26 protein-coding genes are annotated in these 25,408 nt (G+C 67.3%); 12 read left to right on the top strand and 14 right to left on the bottom strand.

What is annotated here, in order from left to right; translation table 11 throughout:
• Positions 1-385: 385 nt before the first annotated feature.
• The 7 genes from ASD65_RS08590 to ASD65_RS08560 all read left to right on the top strand — a co-directional run bounded on the left by ASD65_RS08590 (position 386) and on the right by ASD65_RS08560 (position 7,862).
• Positions 386-1,885: a sugar ABC transporter ATP-binding protein gene (locus ASD65_RS08590; protein WP_082561631.1), complete on the top strand. Its 1,500-nt coding sequence runs from the start codon at positions 386-388 to the stop codon at positions 1,883-1,885.
• Positions 1,882-2,925 carry an ABC transporter permease gene (locus ASD65_RS08585; RefSeq protein WP_056221187.1) on the top strand — a complete coding sequence of 348 codons (1,044 nt, stop codon included), beginning with the start codon at positions 1,882-1,884 and terminating at the stop codon, positions 2,923-2,925. The genes ASD65_RS08590 and ASD65_RS08585 overlap by 4 nt, the downstream gene beginning before the upstream one ends.
• Positions 2,926-3,064: 139 nt before the next feature.
• Positions 3,065-4,162: a sugar ABC transporter substrate-binding protein gene (locus ASD65_RS08580; RefSeq protein ID WP_056221182.1), complete on the top strand. Its 1,098-nt coding sequence runs from the start codon at positions 3,065-3,067 to the stop codon at positions 4,160-4,162.
• Positions 4,163-4,222: 60 nt separating this feature from the next.
• Positions 4,223-5,212 (top strand): phosphotriesterase family protein, encoded by a 990-nt coding sequence (locus tag ASD65_RS08575; protein ID WP_056221179.1) that lies wholly within the window; start codon positions 4,223-4,225, stop codon positions 5,210-5,212.
• Complete coding sequence (locus ASD65_RS08570) at positions 5,209-6,018, top strand: IclR family transcriptional regulator (RefSeq protein ID WP_056221176.1); 810 nt, start codon at positions 5,209-5,211, stop codon at positions 6,016-6,018. The genes ASD65_RS08575 and ASD65_RS08570 overlap by 4 nt, the downstream gene beginning before the upstream one ends.
• A gap of 3 nt (positions 6,019-6,021) precedes the next feature.
• Positions 6,022-6,930 (top strand): acetamidase/formamidase family protein, encoded by a 909-nt coding sequence (locus ASD65_RS08565; RefSeq protein WP_056221171.1) that lies wholly within the window; start codon positions 6,022-6,024, stop codon positions 6,928-6,930.
• Entirely contained in the window at positions 6,927-7,862 is a 936-nt protein-coding gene (locus ASD65_RS08560) for a phosphotriesterase family protein (protein ID WP_056221167.1), read from the top strand. Before ASD65_RS08565 ends, ASD65_RS08560 begins: the two co-directional genes overlap by 4 nt.
• 40 nt (positions 7,863-7,902) lie before the next feature.
• Here the strand turns inward: ASD65_RS08560 and ASD65_RS08555 are convergent, their stop codons facing one another.
• The 8 genes from ASD65_RS08555 to ASD65_RS08520 all read right to left on the bottom strand — a co-directional run bounded on the left by ASD65_RS08555 (position 7,903) and on the right by ASD65_RS08520 (position 15,458).
• On the bottom strand, positions 7,903-9,147 hold the full coding sequence (locus ASD65_RS08555; RefSeq protein WP_056221164.1) for an MFS transporter: 1,245 nt from the start codon (positions 9,145-9,147) through the stop codon (positions 7,903-7,905).
• Positions 9,144-9,731: a winged helix-turn-helix domain-containing protein gene (locus ASD65_RS08550; RefSeq protein WP_056221160.1), complete on the bottom strand. Its 588-nt coding sequence runs from the start codon at positions 9,729-9,731 to the stop codon at positions 9,144-9,146. Before ASD65_RS08550 ends, ASD65_RS08555 begins: the two co-directional genes overlap by 4 nt.
• 144 nt (positions 9,732-9,875) lie before the next feature.
• On the bottom strand, positions 9,876-10,955 hold the full coding sequence (locus tag ASD65_RS08545) for a sulfite oxidase (protein WP_156378815.1): 1,080 nt from the start codon (positions 10,953-10,955) through the stop codon (positions 9,876-9,878).
• A gap of 34 nt (positions 10,956-10,989) precedes the next feature.
• Positions 10,990-11,853: an enoyl-CoA hydratase/isomerase family protein gene (locus ASD65_RS08540; protein ID WP_056221154.1), complete on the bottom strand. Its 864-nt coding sequence runs from the start codon at positions 11,851-11,853 to the stop codon at positions 10,990-10,992.
• A gap of 28 nt (positions 11,854-11,881) precedes the next feature.
• The gene (locus ASD65_RS08535; protein WP_200948641.1) at positions 11,882-13,240 is read right to left on the bottom strand and encodes a Dyp-type peroxidase; all 1,359 of its coding nucleotides are present in this window, start codon (positions 13,238-13,240) and stop codon (positions 11,882-11,884) included.
• A gap of 2 nt (positions 13,241-13,242) precedes the next feature.
• Complete coding sequence (locus ASD65_RS08530; protein WP_056221148.1) at positions 13,243-14,379, bottom strand: DUF4331 family protein; 1,137 nt, start codon at positions 14,377-14,379, stop codon at positions 13,243-13,245.
• A gap of 21 nt (positions 14,380-14,400) precedes the next feature.
• Positions 14,401-14,943 (bottom strand): hypothetical protein, encoded by a 543-nt coding sequence (locus ASD65_RS08525; protein ID WP_056221144.1) that lies wholly within the window; start codon positions 14,941-14,943, stop codon positions 14,401-14,403.
• Positions 14,944-15,197: 254 nt separating this feature from the next.
• Positions 15,198-15,458, bottom strand: coding sequence for a hypothetical protein (locus ASD65_RS08520; protein WP_056221141.1), 261 nt, complete (start codon positions 15,456-15,458; stop codon positions 15,198-15,200).
• 211 nt (positions 15,459-15,669) lie between these two features.
• Between ASD65_RS08520 and ASD65_RS08515 the strand changes: the two genes are divergently transcribed.
• Positions 15,670-17,919 (top strand): LuxR C-terminal-related transcriptional regulator, encoded by a 2,250-nt coding sequence (locus ASD65_RS08515; RefSeq protein ID WP_056221137.1) that lies wholly within the window; start codon positions 15,670-15,672, stop codon positions 17,917-17,919.
• Here the strand turns inward: ASD65_RS08515 and ASD65_RS08510 are convergent.
• From ASD65_RS08510 to ASD65_RS08485, 6 genes are all read right to left on the bottom strand, one after another.
• Entirely contained in the window at positions 17,905-18,516 is a 612-nt protein-coding gene (locus ASD65_RS08510) for a potassium channel family protein (protein ID WP_200948640.1), read from the bottom strand. The genes ASD65_RS08515 and ASD65_RS08510 overlap by 15 nt on opposite strands.
• A complete protein-coding gene (locus ASD65_RS18985) occupies positions 18,516-18,662 on the bottom strand; it encodes a hypothetical protein (RefSeq protein ID WP_156378814.1) in 147 nt (48 codons plus the stop codon). Before ASD65_RS18985 ends, ASD65_RS08510 begins: the two co-directional genes overlap by 1 nt.
• A 76-nt stretch (positions 18,663-18,738) precedes the next feature.
• On the bottom strand, positions 18,739-20,088 hold the full coding sequence (locus ASD65_RS08500) for a M20/M25/M40 family metallo-hydrolase (RefSeq protein WP_056221131.1): 1,350 nt from the start codon (positions 20,086-20,088) through the stop codon (positions 18,739-18,741).
• Positions 20,089-20,131: 43 nt separating this feature from the next.
• Positions 20,132-21,598 (bottom strand): anaerobic C4-dicarboxylate transporter family protein, encoded by a 1,467-nt coding sequence (locus ASD65_RS08495; RefSeq protein WP_056221128.1) that lies wholly within the window; start codon positions 21,596-21,598, stop codon positions 20,132-20,134.
• Positions 21,599-21,660: 62 nt separating this feature from the next.
• Positions 21,661-22,065: a DUF7144 family membrane protein gene (locus tag ASD65_RS08490; RefSeq protein ID WP_056221125.1), complete on the bottom strand. Its 405-nt coding sequence runs from the start codon at positions 22,063-22,065 to the stop codon at positions 21,661-21,663.
• Positions 22,066-22,240: 175 nt separating this feature from the next.
• On the bottom strand, positions 22,241-22,948 hold the full coding sequence (locus ASD65_RS08485; RefSeq protein WP_235566632.1) for a spermidine synthase: 708 nt from the start codon (positions 22,946-22,948) through the stop codon (positions 22,241-22,243).
• Between the two features lie 127 nt (positions 22,949-23,075).
• Here ASD65_RS08485 and ASD65_RS08480 point away from each other — a divergent pair, with 127 nt between their 5' ends.
• The 4 genes from ASD65_RS08480 to ASD65_RS08465 are packed head-to-tail and all read left to right on the top strand — an operon-like array spanning position 23,076 to position 25,351.
• The gene (locus tag ASD65_RS08480) at positions 23,076-23,417 is read left to right on the top strand and encodes a PadR family transcriptional regulator (protein ID WP_056221122.1); all 342 of its coding nucleotides are present in this window, start codon (positions 23,076-23,078) and stop codon (positions 23,415-23,417) included.
• Position 23,418: 1 nt separating this feature from the next.
• Positions 23,419-23,787, top strand: a complete 369-nt coding sequence (locus ASD65_RS08475) for a DUF1048 domain-containing protein (RefSeq protein ID WP_056221120.1) — start codon at positions 23,419-23,421, stop codon at positions 23,785-23,787.
• Positions 23,784-24,590 (top strand): ABC transporter ATP-binding protein, encoded by an 807-nt coding sequence (locus tag ASD65_RS08470; protein WP_056221117.1) that lies wholly within the window; start codon positions 23,784-23,786, stop codon positions 24,588-24,590. Before ASD65_RS08475 ends, ASD65_RS08470 begins: the two co-directional genes overlap by 4 nt.
• Entirely contained in the window at positions 24,587-25,351 is a 765-nt protein-coding gene (locus ASD65_RS08465; RefSeq protein WP_056221113.1) for an ABC transporter permease, read from the top strand. The genes ASD65_RS08470 and ASD65_RS08465 overlap by 4 nt, the downstream gene beginning before the upstream one ends.
• The last annotated feature ends 57 nt before the right edge of the window (positions 25,352-25,408 follow it).

The following is a 25,408-nucleotide window of genomic DNA, read 5'->3' as shown; positions in this document are numbered from 1 at the left end:
GGCACGCCCAGCACGCCCAGCACGCTCGCGCGCTCGGAAGTCGAGTCCGCGTCCGAGGGATGAGAGCATCCTTCGGCAGCGGCGCATACCCACATATCGACACGGGTTCGCCCCACGCCTGCCCGCGAGGTGGGTGGGCTGATCACCGAGCGCGGCTCAGCACGATCGCCCGGGCAGCGGCCGCCGCGGGGTGGATCAGTTCGGCCTGCGGAGTTTCGGGTATGTCGTGGGACGTGGATGGCGGTCCGCACATTCACCATTTGTTTCAAGCCGGTAAATGTTCCAGCGAAAGCGTGCCGATTGGTTGACAGCACCGATCACGAATCCATACATTCAAGTGTAGTTACACAGAAAGTAACCGACTTACGATACGTGAAAGTAAATCATGTCAGCCATTCTGAGCGTTACGGGACTGTCGAAGTCCTTTGGGTCTCAACCCATCCTGCGAGACATCTCGTTCGAACTCGAAGAGGGAACCTGTGTCTCCTTCGTGGGGGAGAACGGGGCAGGCAAGTCGACGCTGAGCAAGTGCCTCGTCGGCGTCCACTCGATGGACGCCGGGGAGATGATCTTCGACGGCCGCCCCGCAAAGCCGACGTCGCCGCGATCCGCGATGCGGCTGGGCATCGGTCTGCTGCCGCAGGAGCTCGCTTACGTTCCCAAGATGACGGCCTACGAGAACATCGTTCTCGGCCGGTGGCCGGGCAAGGCGGGGCTGACCTCGCCCAGCCGGATGCGACGCAGCGTCCTCGGAACGCTGGACAAGTACGGCATCGAGCTGGACATCGATTCGCGGATGGATGAACTGAGCCTCGCGGATCGCCAGCTCGTCGAGATCTCGAAGGTCCTCACGCGAGACGCGCGACTTCTCGTCCTGGACGAGCCCACCGCAGCGCTCAACTCCGCCGAGAGCGGAGCGCTCATCGAGCTGCTCCTGAGGCTCAAGCGCGAGGGTCTGTCCGCGATCTACATCTCGCACCGGATGGATGAGGTCGGACGCTTCTCGGACACCATCAATGTCCTGCGCAACGGAAGCATCGTGCTGCGCACTGCTCCGCACGAGAGCACAGAACGCGAACTCGTCACCGCCATGCTCGGGCAGGCGCCGAAGGTGCTCGACAAGTCCGACGCCGCACCGCTGCTCGGCGTCGCGTGCGAGGTCAAGGACCTGTCGTCGGAACGATCGCCGCGTCTCGACGACATTTCGTTCTCGGTCAGCCGCGGGGAGGTGCTCGGACTCTTCGGCGTCCGCGGTTCCGGCCAAGACCTCGTCGCCGAGGCGCTCGGCGGAATGCGCCCGGAGGTGTCGGGCAGCGTCGAGATCGATGGCCGGTCATCCGCCGTCTTCGCGAATCCTCGCGACTCTCAAGCGCAGGGCATCGCGTATCTGCCTGCCGAGCGCAAGCGGAACGGGCTCGTGCTGGGCATGTCCGTGCGCGACAACACCGTGCTCCCGATCGCGAAGAAGCTCGCACGTCGGTTCGGAATCATCGGAAGACGCGCCGAGCGCGACGTCGCCGCCCACTACGCGGAACGACTCGACCTGAGGTACTCATCGCTCGCGCAGCCGGTCGGTCAGCTGAGCGGTGGCAACCAGCAGAAGGTTCTCCTCGCCAGCAGGCTCGCTCAGGAGCCTCGTCTGCTGGTCCTGCACGAGCCGACGCGCGGAGTCGATATCGGCGCCCGCCTTCAGATCCACGAGCACCTCAGGCAGCTTGCCGCAGAGGGCTCCGCCTGCCTGCTCGTCACGAGCGATGTCGACGAGGTGGTCGCGGTCAGCGACCGCATCCTCGTCATGCGCGATGGCGCGTGCGTGGCCGAGCTCGTCGGCGACCAGATCACCCCCGAATCCGCAGTTCTTCACGCAACAGGAGCAACGAGATGACAATCAGCGACGAGCGGTCGGCCGCACCGGAGAGGGAAGCGAGCGCCTCCGCCGACAAACCCTCGGTCCGACGCACCGGTCCCCGCGTATCGGCATCGGTGCTGTCGCTGCTGGGATTCATCGTGATCCTCGCGGCCGTGTTCGGCCTCACCACGCCAGGCTTCTTCACCGTCAACAACGCCCTCATCATCCTCTCCAGCTCAGCGGTCATCGGGATCGTGTCGCTGGGACAGACGGCCGCGATCATCACCGGCGGGTTCGACCTGTCGATCAGCGGGCTCATTCCCCTCGGCGCAATCGTCTTCGCGACCGCCCTGAACGCGGGCGCGGCCTTCATCGTCGCGCTCCTCATCACACTCGTCGCCGGGCTGGTCTTCGGTCTGTTCAACGGGTTCCTGATCACGCGGTTGAAGATCAACCCGCTCATCACGACCCTCGGCACCCTGTCGATCTCGGTCGGTGTCGCGCAGCTCATCGCCGACGGCATCACCGTGCCGTTCACCGACCCCACCATCAACATCCTGGCGGCGCGGTCGATCGGCGGAATCGCCAACGGCGTCTGGTTCCTCATCGTGCTCGCGGTGCTGTTCGGATTGATGTTGAAGTACACCACCTTCGGCCGGTCCCTCTACGCCATCGGCGGCAACACGGAGGCGAGCTGGCTCGCGGGCATTCGAGTCGAGCGCACGCTGACGACCGTGTACGCCCTCTCCGGTGTGCTGGCATCTTTCGCCGGGGCGATGCTGGCCAGCCAGCTTCTCGCGGGCACGACCAACCTCGGAGCCACCGCGGCACTCACCGCCGTGACGGCTGTCGTGCTCGGCGGAGGCGTGCTGTCGGGCGGATCCGGCAGCGTTCTCGGGACGATGCTCGGCGTCGTGATCCTCGGCATGTTCCAGAACGGACTGACGATCAAGCAGATCGACCCGTTCTACCAGCAGATCGCCACCGGCGCCGTCCTGCTGATCGCCGTGGGCATCAGTCAATTGCGGCAGGGACGTGCGCGTTCCTGGTTCGCGTCTCGGAGTCGTGCGCGATAGCGCGCGGCGGGGAGCGATCCCCTTCACCAAGAGGGCGGCGCGCGCGTCCCGTAGTCAACAGTCGCGCGCGCCTATTTCAACAAACCAAGGAGGAAAGTTGAAGAAACTAACAGTAGCAACAAGCGTCGCCACACTCCTCGTGTCCGCGCTTGCACTGGCCGGCTGTACGGCCGGTACGGCCGCGGAGCCGACGGCATCGGGTGCGGCGGACGGCGACCTGTCGTCGATCATGATCGCGTACGGCAGCCCCGGTGAAGCGGCGGAGTTCGAGGTCACGATCAGTGACGGCGTCGAATCGTCGGCCGAGGCCGTCGGCGTCGGATTCTCGCTCTACAACAACAAGGATGACGGCGAGGTGGCTCTCACCAACGCACAGCTGATGGTGCAGGCCGCGCCCGACGTCATCGTCGAGTACAGCCTCACCTCCGGGGTCAACCAGGCGCTGGGCAACACGTTCGTCGCCAGCGGCATCCCCTGCATCGCCGTGAACATCGAGACACCCGGATGCTCGCTGATCAACCTCAGTAACAAGCAGGCCGGCATCGATGCGGCGAAGGTCGTCGCAGCCGAAGCCAAGGAGCGTGGCTGGACGGCTGCGGACACGACCGTGCTCGCGGTCCAGTGCGCGACGTGCGGTACCGAGGTGAACGATTCTCCGCGGTACTTCTACGTGCAGGCGGCGGAAGAACTCGGGCTCGAGGAAGTGGCGCCCGAAGACATCACGGAGAAGACCACCGCTGAGGGCGCGAATCTCATCCAGGTCGACGGTGGAACTGCGCGCGACACGTCGTACGACGCGATGAAGGCAGCCCTGCAGGCGATCCCCGAAGACCGGCATCTGCTCGTGTTCAGCCCGAACGACGACCTGACGCTGGGCGCGTGGCGGGCACTCGATGAGGCCGGCCGCAACGACAACACCCTGATCGGCGGCAACAACGGTTCGCCCGAGGGCCTCGAGCAGCTCCGCACCAACCCGTCCTGGGTCGTGGAGGGCACGCTGTTCCTCCCGCAGTGGGGCCAATACATCATCGCCATGGCCGTCGCCGTGGCGCAGGGTGCAACGCCTCCCGAGCTGACGCCGCTGCCCCAGTTCGCCATGGACAAGGAGACGGTGGAGCTGTACTACCCGGACGGCGCGACCGTCGCGACCAAGCTCCCTCCGCTCCAGCCTGACGCGGAGTACCTGGCAGCGACGGGAGTCCTCCAGAAGCTCGGTTTCGTCGAGGGTCTGGATTGATTCACCGGGGTGGCCGCCGTACTGGCGGCCACCCCACCTTGCACGACAGGATTCAGGACAATGAACCATGTGAACACCGTCCGCGGCGCGGTCGAACCGGCCGCGCTCGGAACCACCCTCATGCACGAGCACGTTTTCGTGCGGTCACTTGAGGCGACGCTCAACTACTCGACGACGTGGGAGTCCGATGACACGCGCGTCGATGAGGCCGTGAGAATGCTCGACCGGCTTGCCGACGCGGGCATCGACACGGTGGTCGATCTCACGGTGCTCGGTCTCGGACGCGACATCAGGCTCGTCGAGCGGGTCGCCGCGGCGACCAGGATGTCCATCATCGCCGCCACCGGCGCATACGTCCTCGACCGCCTGCCCTACCAACTCGCGTTCAATCCTCCGAAGGGTGGGCTGATCGATGGTCTCGCGGCATTCTTCATCGCGGATCTCACACAGGGCATCGCGGGAACGATGGTCAAGGCGGGAATCATCAAGTGCGCGACCGATGTCGCCGGGTTCACGCCCGATGTGACGGCGGTGATCGAGGCGGCGGCGATCGCCCAGGTGGCGACCGGAGTTCCCATCTCCACGCATGCCGACGCCGGCACGCAGCGGGGCCTCGAGCAGCAGCAGCGCCTCATGGATCGCGGCGTCGACCCCGCCCGCATCATCGTGGGCCACTGCGGTGACACGCTGGATCTGGGATACCTGCGGGCAGTCATGGATGCCGGATCCACCGTGGGACTCGACCGCTTCGGTATGGAGCAGCCGGTGTCCACTGCGCAGCGCATCGCGGTGGTGGAGGAGCTCTGCGCCCTCGGCTATGCCGATCGCATCGTGCTGTCCCATGACGCCGCGTGCCACAGCGAGTGGATGGACCCGATCCGCACTGCTGAGGAGAACCCGGACTGGAGCATGTTCCTCGTTCCGGAGGTCGTGATCCCCACGCTCCGTGAACGTGGTGTCCCGGAGGATCTCCTCGACATGATGACGGTGTCCAATCCGCGCCGGCTCCTGACTTCGCCTACCGCGACACAGCAAGGGGATTCCCTATGACCGCCGCCGAGAATCCGTCGAGCGCGAACGTGCTGTCCAGCGCCACCCGGGTGCTGGAGGCGATGACGTTCATCTGCCTGCAGACGCAGCCGGTATCCCTGGCCGCGCTCGCCGCCCACCTGGAGTGCTCGGAGGTGAGCGCCTACCGGGCTGCTCAGACCCTGATCGCATCCGGGTTCATCCGTGCGGCCACGGGAGGGCGCTCGGGATACCTCCCGAGCTGGAAGCTCGTCGAGCTGGCCGCGCCCATGCTCGCGCGCAATGAGTTGCGCTCCTTCGCTCAGCCGGTGCTCCGGTCGCTCGCCGACAAGTACGACGAGTCGATCACGCTCGCCATTCCCGCAGGGTCGAAGGCTCTCTTCGTCGACCGCATCAGCGTCAATCGCTCGATCGAGTTCTACTGCGACATCGGCAGGCGGCTGCCGCTGCACATCGGCGCGGCATCCCGAGCGATCCTGGCGCACTACCCTGCTCAGCTCTTCGAGCAGTACATCGCCGGCGACCTGACCAGCATGACCGCTGCGACCACGACCTCTCCGGATCTGCTGCGCGAGGACCGCGTGTCCATCCGGGCACAGGGGTATTCCGTGAGCCGCGAAGACGTGGAGATCGGAATCACGGGTGTGGCCGCGCCGATCCTCAACCGCAACGGCGAGATTCTGGGCGCCGCCGCGATCGCGAACGTGAGCGCGCGATGGGACGAGGACGACATCCGCGAGCGGGGCGAGGCGATGATTCGCGTGTGCGCAGAGATCAGCACCCGATGCGACATGCTCACCTACGCGCCCCACTTGGGCGAGGACTGAACGATGCAGACACAGAGCAGGACCATTTCTCGTTATGTCACCGGCTTCGCGCCGGACGCGCCGCTCGTCGAATGGATCGATGCCGGTGACGCGGTGACCCTGTTGACGCGGGACGCCTCGGGAGACCAGTTCATCGAAGGATTCGACGTGAGCCGGGTGGTCACCGATGAGCTGTTCCCCATCACCGGCCCGGTCGGTGTGCGCGGAGTCGGCGCCGGCGATGTCATCGGCGTGCACGTGCAAGCGATCGAACCGGCGCCGACGGGCCATACCTGGACCCGCCAAGGGCTCGGCTTCGCGTCGCCGGTCGGCTACCACGTGCGAGAGCTCTCTTCGCGCAACCCCATCATCGATTGGGGGTCGCGCGCGCCGATCGCGGTGACCCCGAGGCTGCACATCGGCGCACTCGGCGTCGTGCCGCAGGCGGACATCGCGCCGCGCTCACTCGGTGTGCACGGGGGGAACCTCGACACGGCGCGGCTCGGCACCGGGTCGACGCTGTGGCTCCGCGCTCAGGTCGACGGCGCGGGCGTGTTCGCCGGCGATGTCCACGCCAGCATCGGCGACGCCGAGGTGTGCGGCACGGGTATCGAGGTGGCGGCCAGCGTCACCCTGTCCATCGCCGCGGAGAAGCGGTTCGTGCCGCGACTGCCGACGCTTCGCGCCGCCGACGGCTCGTTCTGGTTGATCGCGGACGGCGACGGATTCGACGATGCCATGGCCGCGGCGGTGCGAGAGTGCACGCGACTGCTCGCCGCCGGGTGGGGGATGAGCGAGGCGGACGCCTATCTCGCCGTCGGCCTCCTCTTGAAGGTCGAGGTCTGCCAGGTGGTCAACCCGCGGCGCAGCCTTGCGGTTTCGCTGTCAGGTGGCGCGGACGTCTGCCTCGGGCCGGAGCCGTACCAGCCGTGACCCTCCGCATCCGGACTGTCGCTGGAGATGTCGCCCCGTCATCCGTCGGTCGTGTGCTTCCTCACGAGCACCTCCTGTGCGATCTCAGCCTGCTTTCGGGGAGCCTCGACCATGTGCTGAACGATTGGCGGCTGGCGGCCGACGAGCTCCGTCTCGCCATGAGCGCCGGCGTCACCTGCGTCGTCGACGTGACGACGCCGGACATGGCGCGCGATCCCGACGGACTGCGGAAGATCGCCGCGGCGACCGGCGCTCAGGTCGTGATGGGTACCGGTTGGTACCGCGAGCCGTACTATCCGCCCCACATCGACCGGTCCTCGGTGAGCGACATCGCCGGGGCGATGATCGCCGAACTCGTGAACGGAGTGCCCAGTCAGGACGGGGTCGCTGTGCGTGCCGGCATCATCGGCGAAATCGGGTCGCACGCGAGCTTCGTCAGCGCGCAGGAGGAGCGAGTGTTCCGGGCGGCAGGCGTCGCGAGCGCAGCGACGGGCGCTCCGGTCACGACGCACACCGGAATTCATCCGACCGGGACCCGCCAGGCCGATCTCCTTCTCGGCGAGGGTGCGCTCGCCTCCCGGATCGTCGTCGGGCACGCCGACATGTTCCTCGACGACGACTACCATGACGACGTCCTCGCGCGGGGTGTGTGGCTCCAGTTCGACACCACCGGTCGCGTGCATCTGAATCCCGACGAACGTCGCGCGGATGCCGTGATCCGGCTCGTGCGGGCGGGGTACATCGATCAGCTGCTGCTCTCCAGCGACCGATGCTTCCGCAGCGATCTGACGGCCTTCGGGGGAGTGGGCTACGCCCACACTGTGACGAGCTTCCGGGATCAGCTTCTGCAGCGCGGACTGACGACGGCAGAGTTCGACCAGCTCACGCGAACCAACCCGCTCCGCATGCTCGCCTGGGTCGATCCGGGCTGACCGGTCTCCATCAGCATCGCGTCCGGTCCGGCGCGCACCTCTACCCCGCCGTCCCCTGCGACGGAACCTCATCCGTGGGTGCTGACGGAGCGGCCTCGCGGTGCCGGGGGAGGAAGAGGTACGCGATGAGCCCGGCGGCGAGGTAGAGGACTCCCTGCACCTCGAGCAGGGGAGTCAGCCCGATCCCGCCGTCGGCGAGTCCGCCGAGGAGGATGCCGGCGGCTTGGCCGACCGCGCTCACGAGACCGACGGCGGCGAAGACTCCGGCGCGCTGGGCGTCCTTCGCCTCGCTCTGGAGCGTGCTCATGAGTCCTGCGACCATGACCACCCCTGGGGCGCCGACCGCCGCGAACAGGATGATGTACGGGATCACGTTCGTCGTCACGACGGGGAGGTTCCACGTGAGGAGCGAGATCACGCCGAAGGCGAGGAGGCTGGCGACCGTCAATCCGCGCGGACTGCTGCCGCGCACGACGAATCCCAGTGTGAGGCCCGCGACGATGGCTCCGACTGCCTGCACTCCGCGCAGGGTTCCCACCTCGGCATCCGAGCCCCCCATCGAGTCCAGCACGAACAGGATGAACAGGACGAGGAACATCCCCTGGGCGACGCTCGAGATGAGGATGACCGCGTACGCGCCGCGTAGACGGTGGATGCGCAACGCGGCGAAGACCCCGGCGGGCTCGCTCTCGCCCGGTGCGCTCGGCGGCCGGGGCGTACGCGGAAGCGAGACGATGAGCAATGCCGACAGGATGTAGGTCGCGACGTCGACCGCGATGATCAGGCCCAGGTCGCCGACGGCGAGGAGGATGCCGCCGAGCGGCCCGCCGATGAGCCGTCCGAGATTCTGATTCAGGCCTATCAGCGCGTTCGCCGAGACCAGCCGGTCGCGGTCGACGAGGTCGGGCAGCAGTGAGTTCTTCGCCGGTTCGAACAGCGTGCTCAGCGAGGCGTGGACGAAGATGACCGCGTACGCGAGCGGGAGGTCGGACTGCTGGTGCACGAACAGCAGCGGAAGCAGCGCGAGGGCCTGCCCGACGTTCACGATCGCCATCAGCCAGCGCCGATCGAACCGGCCGGCCAGGCGCGCGGCCAGTGGTGCGAGCAGCACCGCGGGCAGGAGCTCGAGCAGGAACGCGATCGACGCCCCCAGCGCCGAGCCGGAGAGCTGGTAGACGACCAGGGGGAGGGCGATGAACAGCATCCAGTCGCCCGTGTCGGAGATGAAGCCCGCGGCCCACAACCGCCGGAACGCGGGGAAGGCGAACGCGCTGCGCGAGCTCACGATGACGGCCGTTCGAAGGTGGGGCGAGGGAATGCGAGGACCGACAGGGAGGCGAGTGCCGCATCCGTCGGGGCTTCGGTGCGCGTCGCCGCGATGAATGGGCGGACGATCGCGTCGATCTGCTCGACCAGCCCCCGCAATTCATCGGGCGACACGCGCAGGCCGAAGTTCATCAAGGCATCCACATCGCGCCAGGGGCCCTCGATGTGGTCGCGTCTGCGGAGATGCTCGCGCGCCAGCTGGTACTCGAGTTGGACGGATGCCTCGGCCAGCGCGGTCGCTCCTGCCACGGTGGCCGGGTCATCCGATCCCATGTCGCTGGTCATGCCGGTGATGGTGGCGCGCCACGGTCGCTCCCGGCCGTCTTCGGAGTCGACGGATTCGACGAGCCCGTGCTTGGCGAGCACGCGCAGGTGATAGCTGCAGTTCGACGGAGTGTCATCGACGGCGCGCGCGCACTCGGACGCCGTCGCCGGACCCTGCGCCATCAGGTAGCCGAGCACGTCGAGCCGCACGGGATGCGCCAGCGCCTTCAGCGCTGCGGGGTCATCGATGTGCGGACGGTTCTCGGATGCCGGTGCCATGACGGTCCAATCTGAAAGGATGTTTCAGATTACCTCGCGCCATCATGATCTGCAAGAGTCTTTCAGATCTCTTCCGGGCGCCGACAAGCGGTCGGCCGGGCGCTCCCACACGCGCCCGGGGTCGACGACGACGCTGTGCGACGCTCAGTCGATGTCGACGAAGATGACCTCGATCGCGTTGTTCCCATAGCCCAGGCGGTTCCACGGCGGCACGTCGGGCTGCACGTTGCCGGCCGCATCGGTCGCCCGCGCACGCAGGGTGTGTCGGCCCTCGTTCGGCGGCACCCACTCGAACGTCCAGTCCTGCCATTGGTACGGGCCGCGCGGCGGCTCGAGGGTCGCCGGATACCAGTCGCCTTCTCCCGTGAGGCTCACATCGACCTGGGTGATGGCGCCGCTGCCCGACCACGCCTTGCCGCGGACGGTGACGGGTCCGGCGGGCAGGACCGATCCGGGTGCGGGCTCGGTGATGCGGGCGCGGACCCGCATCACGGTGACCGGCTCGTGCGGGCGGTCCGGCCACTCGTAGATGTAGTGGCCGGTCTGGAACTCGCCGGCGTACGGTTCGGTGAGTACATCGATCCGATGCAGCCATTTGACGGATGCCACGGCGAACCAATGCGGAACGACCATGCGGAACGGGGCTCCGTGATCCGGGAGGAGCGGCTCGCCGTTCATCTCATAGGCGATCAGGATCTCCGCCGCCGGATCCGCCGCGAGGGCGAGCGGGAGTGCCCGGACGAAGGTGAGGTCGCCGCCGTCCGTCTGGGGAAGGACCGGGTGGAGGTGGTACGGACCGCGGTCGGCGCCTTCGAAGCGCACATCGACGCCGTCCTCCGCGGGCTGCGCCAGAGCCAGCACATCCGCGAGGCGCGCGCCGGTCCATCGGGCTGTCGACACGGCATAGTCGCCCCACGGCTCGCCGATCGGCAGCGGGCGCATCTCGAGCCGGCCGTTGCCGGCGCATTCGAGCGTGACCGCCCGGGTCACCGCGGGCAAGGCCCGTAGATCCGCGAGCGTGAGGGTGATCGGGTGCGCCACTGCCCCGCCGATCGCGAACGTGCCGTCGTGCTCGGGGACGGCGAAGTTGCTGCGGACATAGTGCAGTGCGGTGGGCGTGATCTCGCCCGCCAGCGCCTCCGGCGGCGCTTCGGCGTTGTAGGGCGACGGATTGATCATCCGGAGTGCGGCACGGGACCGCTCGAGCTCGTCTGTGTCAGCCATGGTCAGCTCCTCATCGATCGGTGTGTGGGGGACCTCAGAAGTCGGCATCGCGGAACTCGGGGTCGCGGGCGTCATTGAACGCGCCGATGCCCTCGCTGCGGTCGGGATGGATGGCCGAGCGCCAATGCGCGTCCATCATGATGGCGATCGCCTGCTCCACGGGCTGGCCCTCTCCCAAGCGCACCGCGCGCTTGACCGCCTGTACGGCAGTGGGGGAGTTGCCCGCGATCTTCGCCGCGATCCGCAGCACGGCATCCTGGAGCTCGGAGGACGCATGGATCTCGTTGACCATCCCCAGCCGGTGCGCCTCCTGCGCGGTGATAGGGTCGCCCGTCATCAGCATCTGCATCGCTTTGCCCGGAGGGAGCAGGCGCGGCAGGAACACGGGTGACCCGCCGCCGGCGGAGAGTCCGATCATCGCCTCGGGCTGACCGAACGTCGCGTTGTCCGACGCGATGATGAAGTCGGCGCTCTGGGCGATCTCGGAACCGCCGCCGTAGGCGATGCCGTTGACGGCGGCGATGACCGGCTTGCGCAGCTGTCGCAGCGTGTACAGGGTGCGGTCGAAGTCCTGCCGCTGGCGCAGCCACTGCTCCTTGGTCATCGCGTTGCGCTGCCGCAGATCACTGCCGACCGAGAACGCCCGGGAACCGGACCCCGTGATCACGGCGACGCGGATGGACGGGGTGACGGCGATCGTCTCCAGGATGCCGGTCAGTCGCGCACCCATCTCCGTGGTGATGGCGTTGTCCGCGTGCGGACGGTTCAGCGTGATGACGGCCACGCGTCCGTCATCCGCATGCTCGATGAGCACCGACTCCTCGGGCTCGTCCCCGCCGGAGGCCGGCGGTCCGAAATCCAGCGCATCCCAGCGGTGGGTTGCCGTCGAATCGGTCATCTCTGCCCCTTGCTGTCGCGTGCGGCCGTCATGTGTCCAGCTCCGCGATCCAGCGCAGGGCCCGCAGCCCGGGTGCGAAGCAGTACTCGCCGCCGCGCGTCACCACGAACGGGGGCAGCGCGGTCAGGCGGCGCCGGATGGGATGGTGCGGAATCGTCATGCTGCCCGTCCCGTCGGCCGGTCCCACCATCGGATCCATCTCGGCCGGAGCGCCGATGAAAATGCCGTCGTTGAGCCATTGCGTCTTGACGAACTCGAACTGACGCTTGAGGTGGGCGCCGGCGAAGACGAACATGATGCCCCGATCCGCACCGTCATCCTCGAGCACCCCCTCGGGCAGCGCCGGGCCGTAGTTGGTGCCCCGTCGGATCATGCGATGCAGCCGCACATTCACGCTGCCGTCGCCGTCGAGCGCATCTCGCGGGTTGGCCCGCCGGGCGTGAGAGCCGGCCGGACACTTGAACCCGCGCGGGTCGTCGCCGTAGGAGAAGTCGTTGTTGCGCGCGGGGTCGGCGCCGAGCCCGGGATCGTCACGGTCGGGCGAGACGGCGAGGGGCGCTCCGCTCTGCCAGCGACCGACCATCTTGGCGCCGAGCGCGGCCTCCTCCTGGCGGCTCGCGGCCCGCTCACGCAGATAGGTCCGGTACGCCGCCACGCGCGTGTGCAGCTTGCGGAAGACGACGTACGTGCCGTTGCGCCCGAGCACCTCCGGCATCGGCATCGGCGGCAGATCGCCCGTTTCGTCCGGATATCCGAGGATGATCTCGCCGGCTTTGAGTGGGCGATCGTGCGGGTCGGACGGAGCGATGCCGGATCCTTCGACGAACGGCTGTCCGATCCCGTCCTTGAATCCGAACGAGGTTCTTCCGGTCGGGAGCTGGTAGCACTCCTGCTCCCAGATGAGCTCGACCCCCGGCAGTTCGTCGAAGGCCGCCCGCGCCCGCGCGAGGACGTCGTCGAGTCGTTCCGCGTCCGGCGACAGGGCGGCGATGGCGAGGTGGACCTCACCGCTGCCGAGGGGGTGCTCCCAGTTCGCCGGACTGCTGTCACCGACATCGCCGAGATGCTCGGCGCGCGCGGCCATCCCCTCCCGGAACTCCGGCGAGAAGCTGTCGAGGGACTCCTGCGGAACACCGAGCGCGGCAAGTCCGGGGTAGGTGAAGGCGACGGTGATCCACGCACCGCGCGCCGGATCCGACGCCGGGTGCCCAGCATCGACCAGGGGGATCAGTCGACGAACGCCCTCGCGCCCCGCATGGCGATCATCGATACGGAGCAGCAGGTAGCTCCCGACATACGGTGAAGGCCGCTCGTGCAATGCGCCGCTCTGGATATCGTCGAGTTCGAGCACGACCTCTCCGTCGGCTTCACGGGTCTGCGGGTCCATGATCAGTGGTGATGCTCGGGGACCGTCGGCGGATCGGAATTCGGTTCCGCGAGATACGGGAAGACGCGGGTCGCGGGTCTGGTCGCGGCATCCACTCCGTCACGGATGACCGGACCGTTGCCGGCATTGATGAGCTGGGTGAAGATCGTGTCCATCACGTCGTCATTGAGCGCCCGCCCGCCGCACGTCTGGTGCTCCCCGCCGTGCAGGGTCGCCAGCTCGATCTCGAGGAACGACCCCGACTCCGCGTAGGGCTTCGTCGCATCGACGACGAGGTAATCGGCCAGCACGAGGTCGGTCAGCGGGTGGTCGCCCTTCGCGGTCGGTGCCCAATCGACTTTTCCGTCGATGCCGTCCCAGTACGCCAGGTTGGCGTTCAGGCGGGCCCGATACGCCCCGGGATAGGACTCGCCCAGATGGTAGGCATCCTCGGTGTTGTAGATGTCGCGGATCTCCAGGTCACGGTTCACCTGGTCATGCTCCTTCGGCGCGAGCATCATGTTCTTGACCTCGGGACGCCCGACGCGCTCGATCCGAACGTTGAACTTTCCGCGCGTCAGGGTCTCCGCGACCACTCCGACCAGGTCTGCGCCGCCGAGCAGCTCAGTGTCCACCTCGACCACGAGACTCAGGACGTTCTTGCCGTCGAGGTAGATCGCCCCCGGATCGGTGAAGGCGAGCGTGCCCGTGGCGATCGTCTTCAGCGCGGCGGGAGCATCCATCATGAACGGATCCCACCGCAGTCCTGCGAAGACGCGCACGCCGTGCATCTCCGCGCTGTGCTCATCTCCGACCCGGAACTGCACCGTCTCGCCCGTCGGTGTCGTGCAGAACCCGTCCTGCACGACACCCGGCCCCGTGCCATCGATGGTGGGCGGCGAGAAGACGCAGTCGAAGACGAATTCGGGCGTTCCCGCCGCGAACGGCGCGCCCTCGCCCGCTCCGGTCGGGGTGAGCGGGCGCAGCCGGAACCGATAGATGAGTCCCTCGGACAGCGTGTCGGAGGGCTGCGCGAACGGCAGCGTGTTCATGACCAGGACGAGACGGTCGGAGCGCTCCGGGCTCGGGAACGCATACACATCGGTGATGTCCGCGATCGGCTCGGCCAGCGCGCGCGGTCCAGAGATGTGATCGGACATCAGAACAGCCGCCGCACGCGATCAGTCCGCGGCTTCGTCGAGGAGCGGTCGAAGGGCGGGGTGCTGCAGCGCCTCGGCGGCGTCCGGATGATCGAGCACCTTCTCGAACGCGGCGTACACGCGCTGGGCCCTGCGGATCTCCTTCACCGTGCCGCCGTAGTTCCGGGCGTAGGCCGCCGCACTCTGCTGCGCGCCGAGGATGAACGCCCGCAGCGCTGCCATGTCGGGCAGGCCGGTGTAGCCCTCGGAATGACGGAAGATCACGTCGAACAGCTCGAGCGTCGGCCCGGAGGTGAAGAAGTCCTCCATATACGCATCCCAGGGGCCGTCGAAACTCGTGATGAACGCCAACTGCCGGTCATCGTCGAACAGGACGAAGCGCGCTTCGTGGATGGTCGCGATGGCCATCCCGTAGTCACCCGGCCGATACCCCGGCGTGTCCTGCAGAGCGCTCAATGCCTCGCGCAGAGAGGCGCTCTCGCCGGGCTTCACGCGGAAGAACAGGCTGAATTCGTTCGTCGGGCCGACGGCCACACCGGGTCGCGATTTCTCCGTGTTGTCCATAGAACTCTCCTGCTCGAAAAGGCGGTGTTCGTCGATCGGGATAGTGCATGTGTCCAGTCGTTTGCATGCTAGGTCCCGCGGTGACTCGTGGACAAGGGTTCGGGTACAGTCCGCATGGTCGGCTCAGTGGTAGACGGCCACGAGCAGGAACCCGATCGCGCCGCCGATCACGATGCCCACGAGCATGAGAACGGTCCAGAAGGCGACCGCTCGCCCTTCACCCATTCCGGCGGTGAGTGACCGCCTCGGCCGGCTCACCGGAAGCCACCCCGATCGTTCTCCTCGGGCGACGGGCAGGGAGCGTCGGACGGCGGGGTCAGCTGCACCACTGAGATCAGCTCGACGCCGAGGTCGCGGAGCATCGCCAGCGCTCCGTGCAGTTGGGCCTGATCGGGCATGCAGCCGACGAGCCGTGTGTGATGCTGCGACGCGGTGGCGGAGAATCCGTCGAAGGCGGCCAGAAACGTCGGGCTCATCGTGCCCTTCACGACGATTTCAAAGGTGCCGGCATTCATTGCAACCCCTTTTACGCTTCCGCGATCGCGCCTGCATAGGTATCCTCCGCATCCGCCGCCGCGCTGTCGTCACCAAGAAAGGATGAGCGCGCGTGTTACGGCGCGCCGACGAATGCTGGACGAGCGTGACACGTCCTGCCAGAATGTCGCCCAGACAGCCACATCGTCGTCCAGACCGCCAGAACGCCGTCCCGACAGGAGGTGCGCGACCATGTCCAATGGGCAATACGTCCCCGTGCACGCCGTCTCCAGGCCTCGACTTCTCCGCGAACTCGATCGTGCGCTGACCCGGCCGGTCACGCTCGTGGTCGCCCAGGCGGGATCGGGCAAGTCCGTGCTGTTGACGCAATGGGTCCGGACGCTGAGCATCCCGGCAGTGTGGTTGGACATCGCTCCCGCGGACAATGACGCGGAGTACTTCGCCCGGCACGTCATGCGCAAGTTCCGCGCCTCCACTCCGGCCGCGACCCGCCACAGCGGGGCCCTCGGCTTCACAGGCCCGGTTCTGGGTCCGCAGCTGCTCGACGGCTTCCTCGGCCTGCTCCGCGACACTGGGCCGTGCGTGGTCGTGGTCGATGATCTGCACCACATCCGGGACTTCACGATCCTCGACAGCTTGCAGGATCTGCTCAGACGGCTGCCGCGGGGTGCGCATGTCGTGTTGTCGAGCCGTCTGGATCCGCCGATGGCGTGGGGGCGCGACCGACTGGAGGACCGCGTCGACGAGCTGCGGACCCAGGATCTGGCACTGAATTACGAGGAGTCGGCCGCGCTGGTCGAGGCGGTGTCCGGAGTGACTCTCACGGAGGAGAGCGTGGCTGCGCTGGTGGACCGTGCCGAGGGATGGGCAGCGGGGATTCAACTGGCGGCGATGACGCTGCGCCACCATCCGGACCCCGCTGCGTTCGTTCGCCAGTTCAGCGGGTCGCACAGGCTCGTCGCGGACTATCTCAGTGACCAGGTGGTCAGCTCGTTCTCCGAGGAATCGCGCAATCTGCTGTTCGCGATGGCGGCGCTGGATCGCATGAGTAGCGATCTCGTAGCGCATGTGTGCAAAGCCCCCGGGGCGCGCACCGCACTGGCGGAGTTGGAGCAGGCCTCGATGTTCCTGGTGCCTTTGGACGGCAACCAGGAGTGGTTCCGGTTCCACCACCTGTTCCGCGACCTGCTGCGGTTCCAAGCACGCGCCCGCGACCCGCACGTCGAGGTGCGCGTCCTCCGGCGGGCGGCGAAGTGGCACCTGCGACGCGGCGACTGGGCGCCCGCGGTGCACTATCTGTTGCGGGCGGAGGAGTGGGATCGCGCCATCGAGATCATCCTCGCTCGCGGCGCGGAGGTGTTCGAACGTGGCGAGCTCGCCCAGGTGATCGCGGTGATCACCTCGATACCGCCGACGGTGCGGGACCCGAACCTCGATCTGTCGATCCTGCTGGGCATCGTGTCGGAGGTCATGGGGGATGCTGTTCGCGCCGAAGACGACCTGCGACGTGTCGCGGCGGCCAACGACGCGACCATCGGGCAGCGTGTCGCTGCGGAGGCCTTCCTCGCCGCTCTCGTCCAATGGCACTCGAACCCCGAGTCGTCTTTGGCTTGGGCCGAGCAGACACTCGCATCGTTGGATGCGAACGAGGATGTCGTGACTCCCGACATCCTGCGCCTGACGGATAAACACTCGCTGCGCACCGTCGCCACATTGTCGGGCGGTCGCGCACACTTCCTCGCCGGTGACTTCGATCGCGCACGCACCTGGCTGGAGGCCGCCCTCGCGACGCGCGGGGCGGCCTACTCGTTGTGGCGGATCGGCGCTCTCGGTTCGCTCGCGCTTCTCGAAGGGTGGGTGGGGCGCAGCGGCCGCGCCCGCGACCTGGCGGTGGAGGCGCTCGAGGTCGCTCGCGCGGTTTCGGCCGAGGATCACCCGTCGACGGCCGAGGCGCATCTCGCGTTGGCCCTGGCGGCGTTGGAGCACGGTGAGCAGGAGTCGGCCGCCGAGGCGATCGAGACGGGGTGGGGGCGCGCGGAGGCGAACGCGAGGGTCGGGCTGAGCTGGGTCTTCTACGCAGCCTCGCTGGCGCTGGTCCCACCGCTCACCGATCGCAGACCCCCATCGGGACGGCCGCCGCCGGTGGCGGCCGAACGGATATCCGCGCTGCAGCGACGAGGTGTGCACGGTCATGACTGGGTCAGCGTGCATGTCGAGGAGATGCCGGGGACGTCGGCGCAGACGTGCCGCGTGAACCCGTCTGCCCGCCTGGAGATCGCCTACGACCGGCTCACCGATCGCGAGCTGGAGATCCTCGCCTACCTGCCGACTCGAATGACCTCGTCCGAGCTGGCGGCGCGCTGGCATGTGTCCACCAACACGATCAAGACGCATATCGGCCACATCTACCAGAAGCTCGGAGTGTCCAGTCGGAGCAGTGCTGTCACTCGCGCCACCGAGCTCGGGCTACTTCGGTGGTGACGACCGTCCGGCGCCACGGCTGCGACGCGCGGCCCCGATGAACACGCGGATGCCGGCGCCCAACACGAGCAGGTTGAGGATCATCTGGATCGTCACCAGCATCCGCGTCTGCTGACTCAGCGCAGCGATGTCCCCGAATCCCACCGACGCGAACACCGCCACCGTGTAGTAGAGCGCGTCGAGCCGGGTGACGATCTCGCGCTCGAAGCTGCCGGGATCATCGGCCGCCATCAGGAAGTAGGCGGACGAGAACAGCAGCAGGTACAGCGGGACCGTCACGGCGAGCGCCTGGACGCCACGGATCTCCGGATGCCTCGACTTCGTGATCGCGCGGATCTCCAGTGCGCTGATCGCGAGAAGCAGCACGCCCGCGACGGCGAGCGAGATCGGGAGCGGCACCTTCTGCGCCTCGTCCAAGGGGCCCAGGAAGTAGAGGCCGACGAGAAGGATGATCGTCCCGATCGCGCGGATGATGCCCCACGTGACGCTGCGGCGCAGGGCATGCGGGGCGAGATCGGGGCCCGTCGTCTCGGGGCCGTTCGGCCCGGAGTCACCGTGGTCCGCCGCATCCTGCAGCGGTTGGTCGGCCGCGTCCACTAGCCCTGCTCGTCGAGAACCGGGGGAGCGGACCTGCGGATGCCGGGGCCGCGCACCCGCTTCCAGTTGACGTCGAGCAGCATCGCGGCGACGAGGATGACCAGGAGCGCGAACGCCGTCTTCGGCTCGTTCACGAGGGTGGTCATGGCGAACACCACGAAGGTGCCCGGCGTGGCGATGAGGGCGATCTTCCTGCGGAGCGCGTGCCCACGGGGGCGCTCATCACCCCTCGGCAACCATGTTCTCGATGAACGAGACCTGTGCGGCGATCATGCGTGCGATCTCGGCCGGGTCCACGGATTCGTCGGAGGCGTGGATGCGCGCCTTCGCCGTGTCCTCCGCGCCCCACAGGATGATCGCCGCATCGGGCGCGATCTTCTGCAGCGAGGCGACGAGCGGAATGGATGCGCCGCTGCCGATCGACTCGACCGTCCCGCCGTAGGCGGACTCGAGGGCGGATTTCGCGGCGACGATCGCGGGGTGCGCGGAATCGACGGCGAATGCGTGCCCGGTCTTGATCTTGGTGACCTCGACCTCGCAGTTCCACGGGCGCTGGGAGCGCAGGTGCGTCATGAGCGCGTCGAGCTGAGCATCGGCATCCGAACCCGGCACGATGCGCATCGAGAGCTTCGCGGTGACCTCCGGCAGCAGCACGTTGGAGGCTTCGGCGGTGTTCGGCAGATCCATGCCCAGCACCGTGACCGAGGGCTTGGCCCAGATCCGGTCCGAGAGGGATCCGGTGCCGAGATAGTCGACGCCGGGAAGGATGGCGGCGCCCTCGCGGTAGACCGACTCCTCCAGGTCCGCCCCCTCCCACGTGGAGCTGTCCACACCGGGGATGGTGGTGTCGCCGTTCTCGTCGTGCAGGGTGTCGAGGATCCGGATCATCGCGGTCATCGCGTCGGGCGCCGCGCCGCCGAAGAGGCCCGAGTGTACCGGGTACGCGAGGGTCCGCACGGTCAGGGTGCAGGCGACATCCCCGCGGAGCGCGGTGGTCAGCCCCGGGCGTCCGACGACCTGTCCGCCGATATCGGCGATGACGTAGGCATCGGCGTGGAACATCTCGGGATTCGCCTCGACGAACGCCTCGAGATGGGAGATCGTCTCCTCCTCGCCCTCGCTCAGCAGCTTGATGTGGCACGGGAAATCGGGGCCGAGGAGCTTGAGCGTGGCATAGTGCATCACCAGGCCCGACTTGTCATCCGCAGCGCCTCGCCCGTAGATCCGACCGTCGGCGCCCAGCGTGGGTTCGAACGGCTCGGTGGACCATCCCTGACTCTTCGGTGCGGGCTGCACGTCGTAGTGCGCGTAGAGCATGATCGTCGGCGAGCCCTCCGGGCCTGGGATGTCGGCGAAGACGCAGGGATAGCCGTCCGGCACGTCCACCAGCACGGCGTCGTCGGCGCCGGCGGCTTCGAAGAGCTCGACGACGGCTTCGCCCATCTTCCGGACGGGACCCGGATCGAATCCCGGGAAGGCGATGGACGGGATGCGCACGAGCGCGTTGAGGCGCTCGATCACTTCCGGCATGAGCTGGGCGACCGCCTCAGGGGTGGCAGCGGTGGGGGACATGGTTCTTCCTTCCAGGTCGCGCGGGTGCCGGGCGGGCGCCGATTCACGCAGGGACGACGAGCTGGAACAGCAGGCCGGCCAGCACGACGGACGCCCATGAGACGAGCATCGGGATCGTGAACGAGTGCCAGACGGGTATCTGGGTGAGCTTCGTCGAGCCGGTGAGGTCGGTCTCGACCGAGGCGATCTGCGAGCCGTTCGCGGGGAACAGCCAGACGCCGATCAATGACGGCCACATCGCGGTGATCACGCCCGGTGCGAGGCCCGAGGCCAGAGCGATCGGGATGAGCGTGTTGGTCGTCGCGGATTGACTCGTGGTCAGGCCAGCGACGATGAACAGGGCTACGGCCAGCCACAGCGGCTGCGCTTCGATCAGCTCGCCGAGCGGCTTGACGATTGTCTCCTCGTTGGCCGAGATGAAGGTGTCGGCCATCCACGCGATGCCGAACAGAGCGACCGCCGCGACATAGCCTGCGCGCAGCAACGGCTGTTCGACCACGAGGGACGGCTTGACGTGGCGGACCAGGATGATCACGAGTGCGGCGGTGAACATCACCATCTCGATGATCGTCGCCATGCTGATCGGCACCAGCTCGCCTTCGGCGTCCGGGAAGGCGGGGCGCAGGCCTGGGAAGAGTCCCAGGACCACGACCAGCAGCGTCCCGGCGATGAAGATCATCGCCGCCGTCTTTCCTCCGGGAGGTACCGCGTGCTCGATCATCACGGCCTTGTCGGCCTTGGCCGCGCTGCGGGCGGAGGCACGGGAGCTTTCGACGTTCCCGCCCGATCCATCCGCTGCGGCGGACGAGCCTGCGGCAGCGCCGGTGCCGTACTTCGCCTCGTACTCGACGGCGAGCACCGCCGGCACCTCGACCACGCCCGCACGGACGCGCTTGATGTACTCCGGGTCATCCAGCAGATCCTTGCCGATCCGCTGCTGCACCAACGAGGTGACCAGGCACGCGACGATGGCCGCCGGAATCGTGATGAGCAGGATCTGCGGAAGTCCGTACCCGGTGCCGTCCATGAGGACGAGGTAGGCGGCCATGGCGGCTGACACGGGACTCGCGGTGATGCCGAGACCGGAGGTCACCGTTGAGGCCGCCAACGATCGCTCCGGCCGCTGGCCATTGCGGTACGCCGTCTCGTTGATCACCGGGATGAGCGCGAAGAAGATGTTCGACGTGCCCGACAGGACGGTGAAGACGAAGGCGACCAGCGGTGCCACATACGTGAGTCGCTTCGGATTGCGCTGGATGATCTTCGAGGCGATCGAGACGAGATAGTCGATGCCGCCCGCGGCCTGCATCGCCGAGGACGCCGTGATCACGGCGATGATGATGAAGAAGGCGTCGATCGGTGGGGAGCCGGGCGGCAGCTGGAAGACGAACACCAGGATCGCGGTGCCCACCACGCCCCAGAGTCCGAGGCCGATGCCGCCTGTGCGAACGCCCATCACGATCGCACCGAGCACGACGCACGCCTGCAGGATGATGATCAGAATGTCCATCGCCACTCCCTCGATCGATCGTCGGGGTGCTCAGTGGAGGAGTCGGTCCGCCGGGCAGCGGCCTACGAAGCCGAGCGGAGCTCGTCGCCGTGCACGGTCAGTGCGTAGATGACGAGAACGTCGATGGCGATGACGATCAGTGCCCACCACGGCTGTGCGGGCACCAGCATCATCTGGCCGATCGCGCTCAGGATTGCCAGGATGACGGCCACGATCCTCGCCCACGTCTGGCCGGCGAACAGCGCGATCGCCGTCAGGATCAGCAAGGCGCCGATGATGAGGTTCCACCATCCCCAGCCGGTGACGTCGAACACGAACAGCCCGCCGTCCGTCACGGCGTAGTACGTATTGGGACCGATCAGGGCGGTCAGGCCCTGCAGCAGGCTGAACGCACCGCTGATCAGCAGCACGACGCCTGCGAACCTTCCCCACCCGACCCATCCGGTGGTGGTGCTTGTTGTGCTCATCGTCGAGCCCCTTTCTGGCGATCGGATCGCCGATGCGCGGAACGGCCCGAGACTCTGGCCCGATTCCAGACGCTATTGAGGGCTCACGTCACGCGCATCACCCGAAAATGGTGAGATGACGCGGCCCGGAGCGCCGCCATCGCACGGCCGCGGTCGTGCGGGTCGGAGACCGCCGTCAGCCGCGACTGCGAGCGACGTACACCGTGTTGGAGGACACCCCACCGGTGACCGGGTTCTCGAAGTCGACGATGTGAGCGACCGCGTCGTCGAACACGGCGGTCAGCTCGATCATGAACCTCTCATCGGGCGGGTCATCCGACCACAGCGCGAAGACGCCGCGCGGCGCGAGATGCCGATCGAGCGCCTGCAGACCGGCTGCGGTGTAGAGGTCGGCGTGCGTCGGGTCGAGTTGGTGGCGGGGAGAGTGATCCACATCGAGCAGGATTGCGGAGTAGCGGCCTCGGTCGGCGGCCGGTTCGGCACGCATCACCGCGAAGAAGTCGTCCTCGACGAGGGTGGTCCGCGCATCGCGGACGAGTTCCGTCGAGGCCGGCAGCAGCATCCGCTCGTGCCAGCCGATCACCGCGGCCAGCCTGTCGATCACCGTGACGGCGGCCACGCGTTCGTCGCGCAGGGCGGCGACGGCGGTGTAGCCGAGACCGAGTCCGCCGACCAGCACGGTCAACCCGTCGCCCTCCGCGGCGCCGAGGCCGAGATTCGCGAGTTCTTCCTCCGCCACCGTGAACAGGCTCGACATCAGGTACTCGTCGCCGAGCTTCACTTCGAAGATGTCGTGACCCACGGCCGGTTCGCGGCGGCGCCGCAACGTGAGGTCGCCCATCGGGGTGGGCTGCCAGTCGAGCTCTTCAAACCGAGCGATCACTGCGGCATCCCTCCGTCGTGGCCAACCCTACCAAGAAGAATCTCGGTACTCAGTGTTGCCAACTACTGGTACTTAGTGTTACCGTCTAGTGGTAGTCAGCAACACCGAGTAGTGAAGGAGGTCGATCGTGGGCAATCAGATGACAGAGATGCTCAAGGGGACCCTGGAGGGCATCGTCCTGCAGGTCCTGGCGAGGCGGCCGGCGTACGGATACGAGATCACGGCGCGGTTGCGCGATGAGGGATTCACCGACCTCGTCGAAGGAACCGTGTACGCGCTACTGGTGCGCATCGAGCAGCGCGGCTTCGTGGATGTCGAGAAGGTGCCGTCCGAGAAAGGGCCGCCCCGCAAGGTGTACTCGCTCAACGCACAGGGGCGGGAACAGCTCGAAGAATTCTGGAGGACGTGGAGCTTCCTCTCGGAACACATCGGAAAGCTCCACACCGAAAACGCAGAAGGAGAGAACTGACATGGCCGCCAAGTGGATCGAGGCCCTCACCGGCTCGCTGGAGCAGAAGAAGCAGTACAAGCAGGACAAGGCGCGTATCGACGCCCTGCCCGAGCCGTACGCGACCGCCGCCAAGGCGATGCACCGGTACCTCATGTACTCGGGAGATGTCACCGACGGTGACACCCTCATGACGATGTTCACCGACCTGGCCGACCTCTGGGAGCGCGCGGCCGTGGACGGCACGCCCGTGCGCGACATCGTGGGCGAGGACCCGGTGGAGTTCACCGAGACGTTCGCCAGTGCCTACCTGGGCAAGCGATGGATCGACAAGGAGCGCGATCGCCTCAACAAGGCGATCAACGGCGCAGAGGAGGAGGAGAGCAAATGACCGCCGAACCAGCCATCCGCGTGCGGGGCGTCGAGAAGTCCTTCAAGGACCTCCAGGTGCTGCGCGGCGTCGACTTCGACGTGACACGCGGCACCATCTTCGCGCTGCTCGGCTCGAACGGTGCGGGAAAGACCACCCTGGTGCGGATCCTGTCGACACTGCTGAAAGCGGATGCCGGCACCGCCTCGGTGCACGGCTTCGACGTCGCCGCTCAATCCGGCGATGTGCGCGAGTCGATCAGCCTGACCGGCCAGTTCGCCGCCGTCGACGAGGTGCTCACCGGTCGGGAGAACCTCGTGCTGATCGCCAAGCTGCGTCACCTGAAGAATCCGGGTGCGATCGCCGACGACCTGCTGGCGCGGTTCGCGCTCACCGAGGCGGGCGGTCGCAAGGCCGGAACGTACTCGGGGGGCATGCGTCGTCGCCTCGACATCTCGATGAGCCTGATCGGCGACCCGCCGATCATCTTCCTTGACGAGCCCACCACCGGCCTGGACCCCCAGGCGCGCATCGAGGTCTGGCAGACGGTCAAGCAGCTCGCCGGTCAGGGCACCACGATCCTGCTGACCACGCAGTACCTCGATGAGGCCGAGCAGCTCGCCGACCGCATCGCGATCCTGCACAAGGGCACCATCATCCAGAACGGCACCCTGTCCGAACTCAAGCAGCTCCTCCCGCCCGCCAAGGTCGAGTACATCGAGAAGCAGCCCTCCCTGGAGGACGTCTTCCTGACCCTCGTCGGCGACACCGGAGAGTCCGACAGCGCCGACGGCGCCGTCGCCACGGGAAAGGAACCCCGATGACCACTCACGTCCTCAGCGACACCCGTGTCCTCACCGGTCGCTCGCTGACTCACATCCTCCGCAGTCCCGACACGATCATCACCACGGCGGTCACCCCGATCGCGCTGATGCTGCTGTTCACCTACGTGCTGGGCGGTGCGATCAACACCGGATCCGACGAGTCGTACATCGACTACATGCTTCCGGGCATCCTGCTCATCACGATCGCGTCGGGCATCGCGTACACCGCGTACCGGCTGTTCCTGGACATGCAGGGCGGCATCTTCGAACGCTTCCAGTCGATGCCGATCGCGAGGTCCAGCGTGCTGTGGGCCCACGTGCTCACGTCGCTGGTGGCGAACATGGTCTCCGTCGCGATCGTGATCGGCGTCGCCCTCCTGATGGGCTTCCGCACCGGAGCATCCTTCGGAGTGTGGCTGGCGGTGGCCGGGATCCTGATCCTGTTCACCCTCGCATTGACCTGGCTCGCGGTGATCGCGGGGCTCTCCGCCAAAACGGTCGACGGCGCCAGCGCCTTCAGCTATCCGCTGATCTTCCTGCCATTCATCAGTTCGGCCTTCGTGCCGACCGACACGATGCCCGCTCCGGTGGCCTGGTTCGCCGAGAACCAGCCGGTGACCTCCATCGTGAACACGATCCGCGCGCTGTTCGCCGAGCAGCCGGTCGGCAACGACATCTGGATCGCCCTGGCGTGGCTCGTGGGGATCCTCGTCGTCGCCTACGCGTTCGCGATCGCGATCTACCGACGCAAGCTCAGCTGATCGCGCTCGCGGTCCCGGCAATCGACCGACGACGCCCGCCTCCTGATCCGGAGGTGG

The organism is Microbacterium sp. Root61 (assembly GCF_001427525.1).
Lineage (GTDB): Bacteria > Actinomycetota > Actinomycetes > Actinomycetales > Microbacteriaceae > Microbacterium.
Note: the sequence above shows the minus strand (reverse complement) of the source record. Positions and strands in the feature narration are given on the sequence as shown.

Coding starts and splice junctions, on each gene's coding strand:
- ASD65_RS08590 (WP_082561631.1), top strand. CDS start 386: ATGTCAGCCATTCTGAGCGTTACGGGACTGTCGAAGTCCTTTGGGTCT.
- ASD65_RS08585 (WP_056221187.1), top strand. CDS start 1,882: ATGACAATCAGCGACGAGCGGTCGGCCGCACCGGAGAGGGAAGCGAGC.
- ASD65_RS08575 (WP_056221179.1), top strand. CDS start 4,223: ATGAACCATGTGAACACCGTCCGCGGCGCGGTCGAACCGGCCGCGCTC.
- ASD65_RS08570 (WP_056221176.1), top strand. CDS start 5,209: ATGACCGCCGCCGAGAATCCGTCGAGCGCGAACGTGCTGTCCAGCGCC.
- ASD65_RS08565 (WP_056221171.1), top strand. CDS start 6,022: ATGCAGACACAGAGCAGGACCATTTCTCGTTATGTCACCGGCTTCGCG.
- ASD65_RS08550 (WP_056221160.1), bottom strand. CDS start 9,731: ATGGCACCGGCATCCGAGAACCGTCCGCACATCGATGACCCCGCAGCG.
- ASD65_RS08545 (WP_156378815.1), bottom strand. CDS start 10,955: ATGGCTGACACAGACGAGCTCGAGCGGTCCCGTGCCGCACTCCGGATG.
- ASD65_RS08540 (WP_056221154.1), bottom strand. CDS start 11,853: ATGACCGATTCGACGGCAACCCACCGCTGGGATGCGCTGGATTTCGGA.
- ASD65_RS08535 (WP_200948641.1), bottom strand. CDS start 13,240: ATGGACCCGCAGACCCGTGAAGCCGACGGAGAGGTCGTGCTCGAACTC.
- ASD65_RS08530 (WP_056221148.1), bottom strand. CDS start 14,379: ATGTCCGATCACATCTCTGGACCGCGCGCGCTGGCCGAGCCGATCGCG.
- ASD65_RS08525 (WP_056221144.1), bottom strand. CDS start 14,943: ATGGACAACACGGAGAAATCGCGACCCGGTGTGGCCGTCGGCCCGACG.
- ASD65_RS08520 (WP_056221141.1), bottom strand. CDS start 15,458: ATGAATGCCGGCACCTTTGAAATCGTCGTGAAGGGCACGATGAGCCCG.
- ASD65_RS08515 (WP_056221137.1), top strand. CDS start 15,670: ATGTCCAATGGGCAATACGTCCCCGTGCACGCCGTCTCCAGGCCTCGA.
- ASD65_RS18985 (WP_156378814.1), bottom strand. CDS start 18,662: ATGACCACCCTCGTGAACGAGCCGAAGACGGCGTTCGCGCTCCTGGTC.
- ASD65_RS08500 (WP_056221131.1), bottom strand. CDS start 20,088: ATGTCCCCCACCGCTGCCACCCCTGAGGCGGTCGCCCAGCTCATGCCG.
- ASD65_RS08495 (WP_056221128.1), bottom strand. CDS start 21,598: ATGGACATTCTGATCATCATCCTGCAGGCGTGCGTCGTGCTCGGTGCG.
- ASD65_RS08490 (WP_056221125.1), bottom strand. CDS start 22,065: ATGAGCACAACAAGCACCACCACCGGATGGGTCGGGTGGGGAAGGTTC.
- ASD65_RS08475 (WP_056221120.1), top strand. CDS start 23,419: ATGGCCGCCAAGTGGATCGAGGCCCTCACCGGCTCGCTGGAGCAGAAG.
- ASD65_RS08470 (WP_056221117.1), top strand. CDS start 23,784: ATGACCGCCGAACCAGCCATCCGCGTGCGGGGCGTCGAGAAGTCCTTC.
- ASD65_RS08465 (WP_056221113.1), top strand. CDS start 24,587: ATGACCACTCACGTCCTCAGCGACACCCGTGTCCTCACCGGTCGCTCG.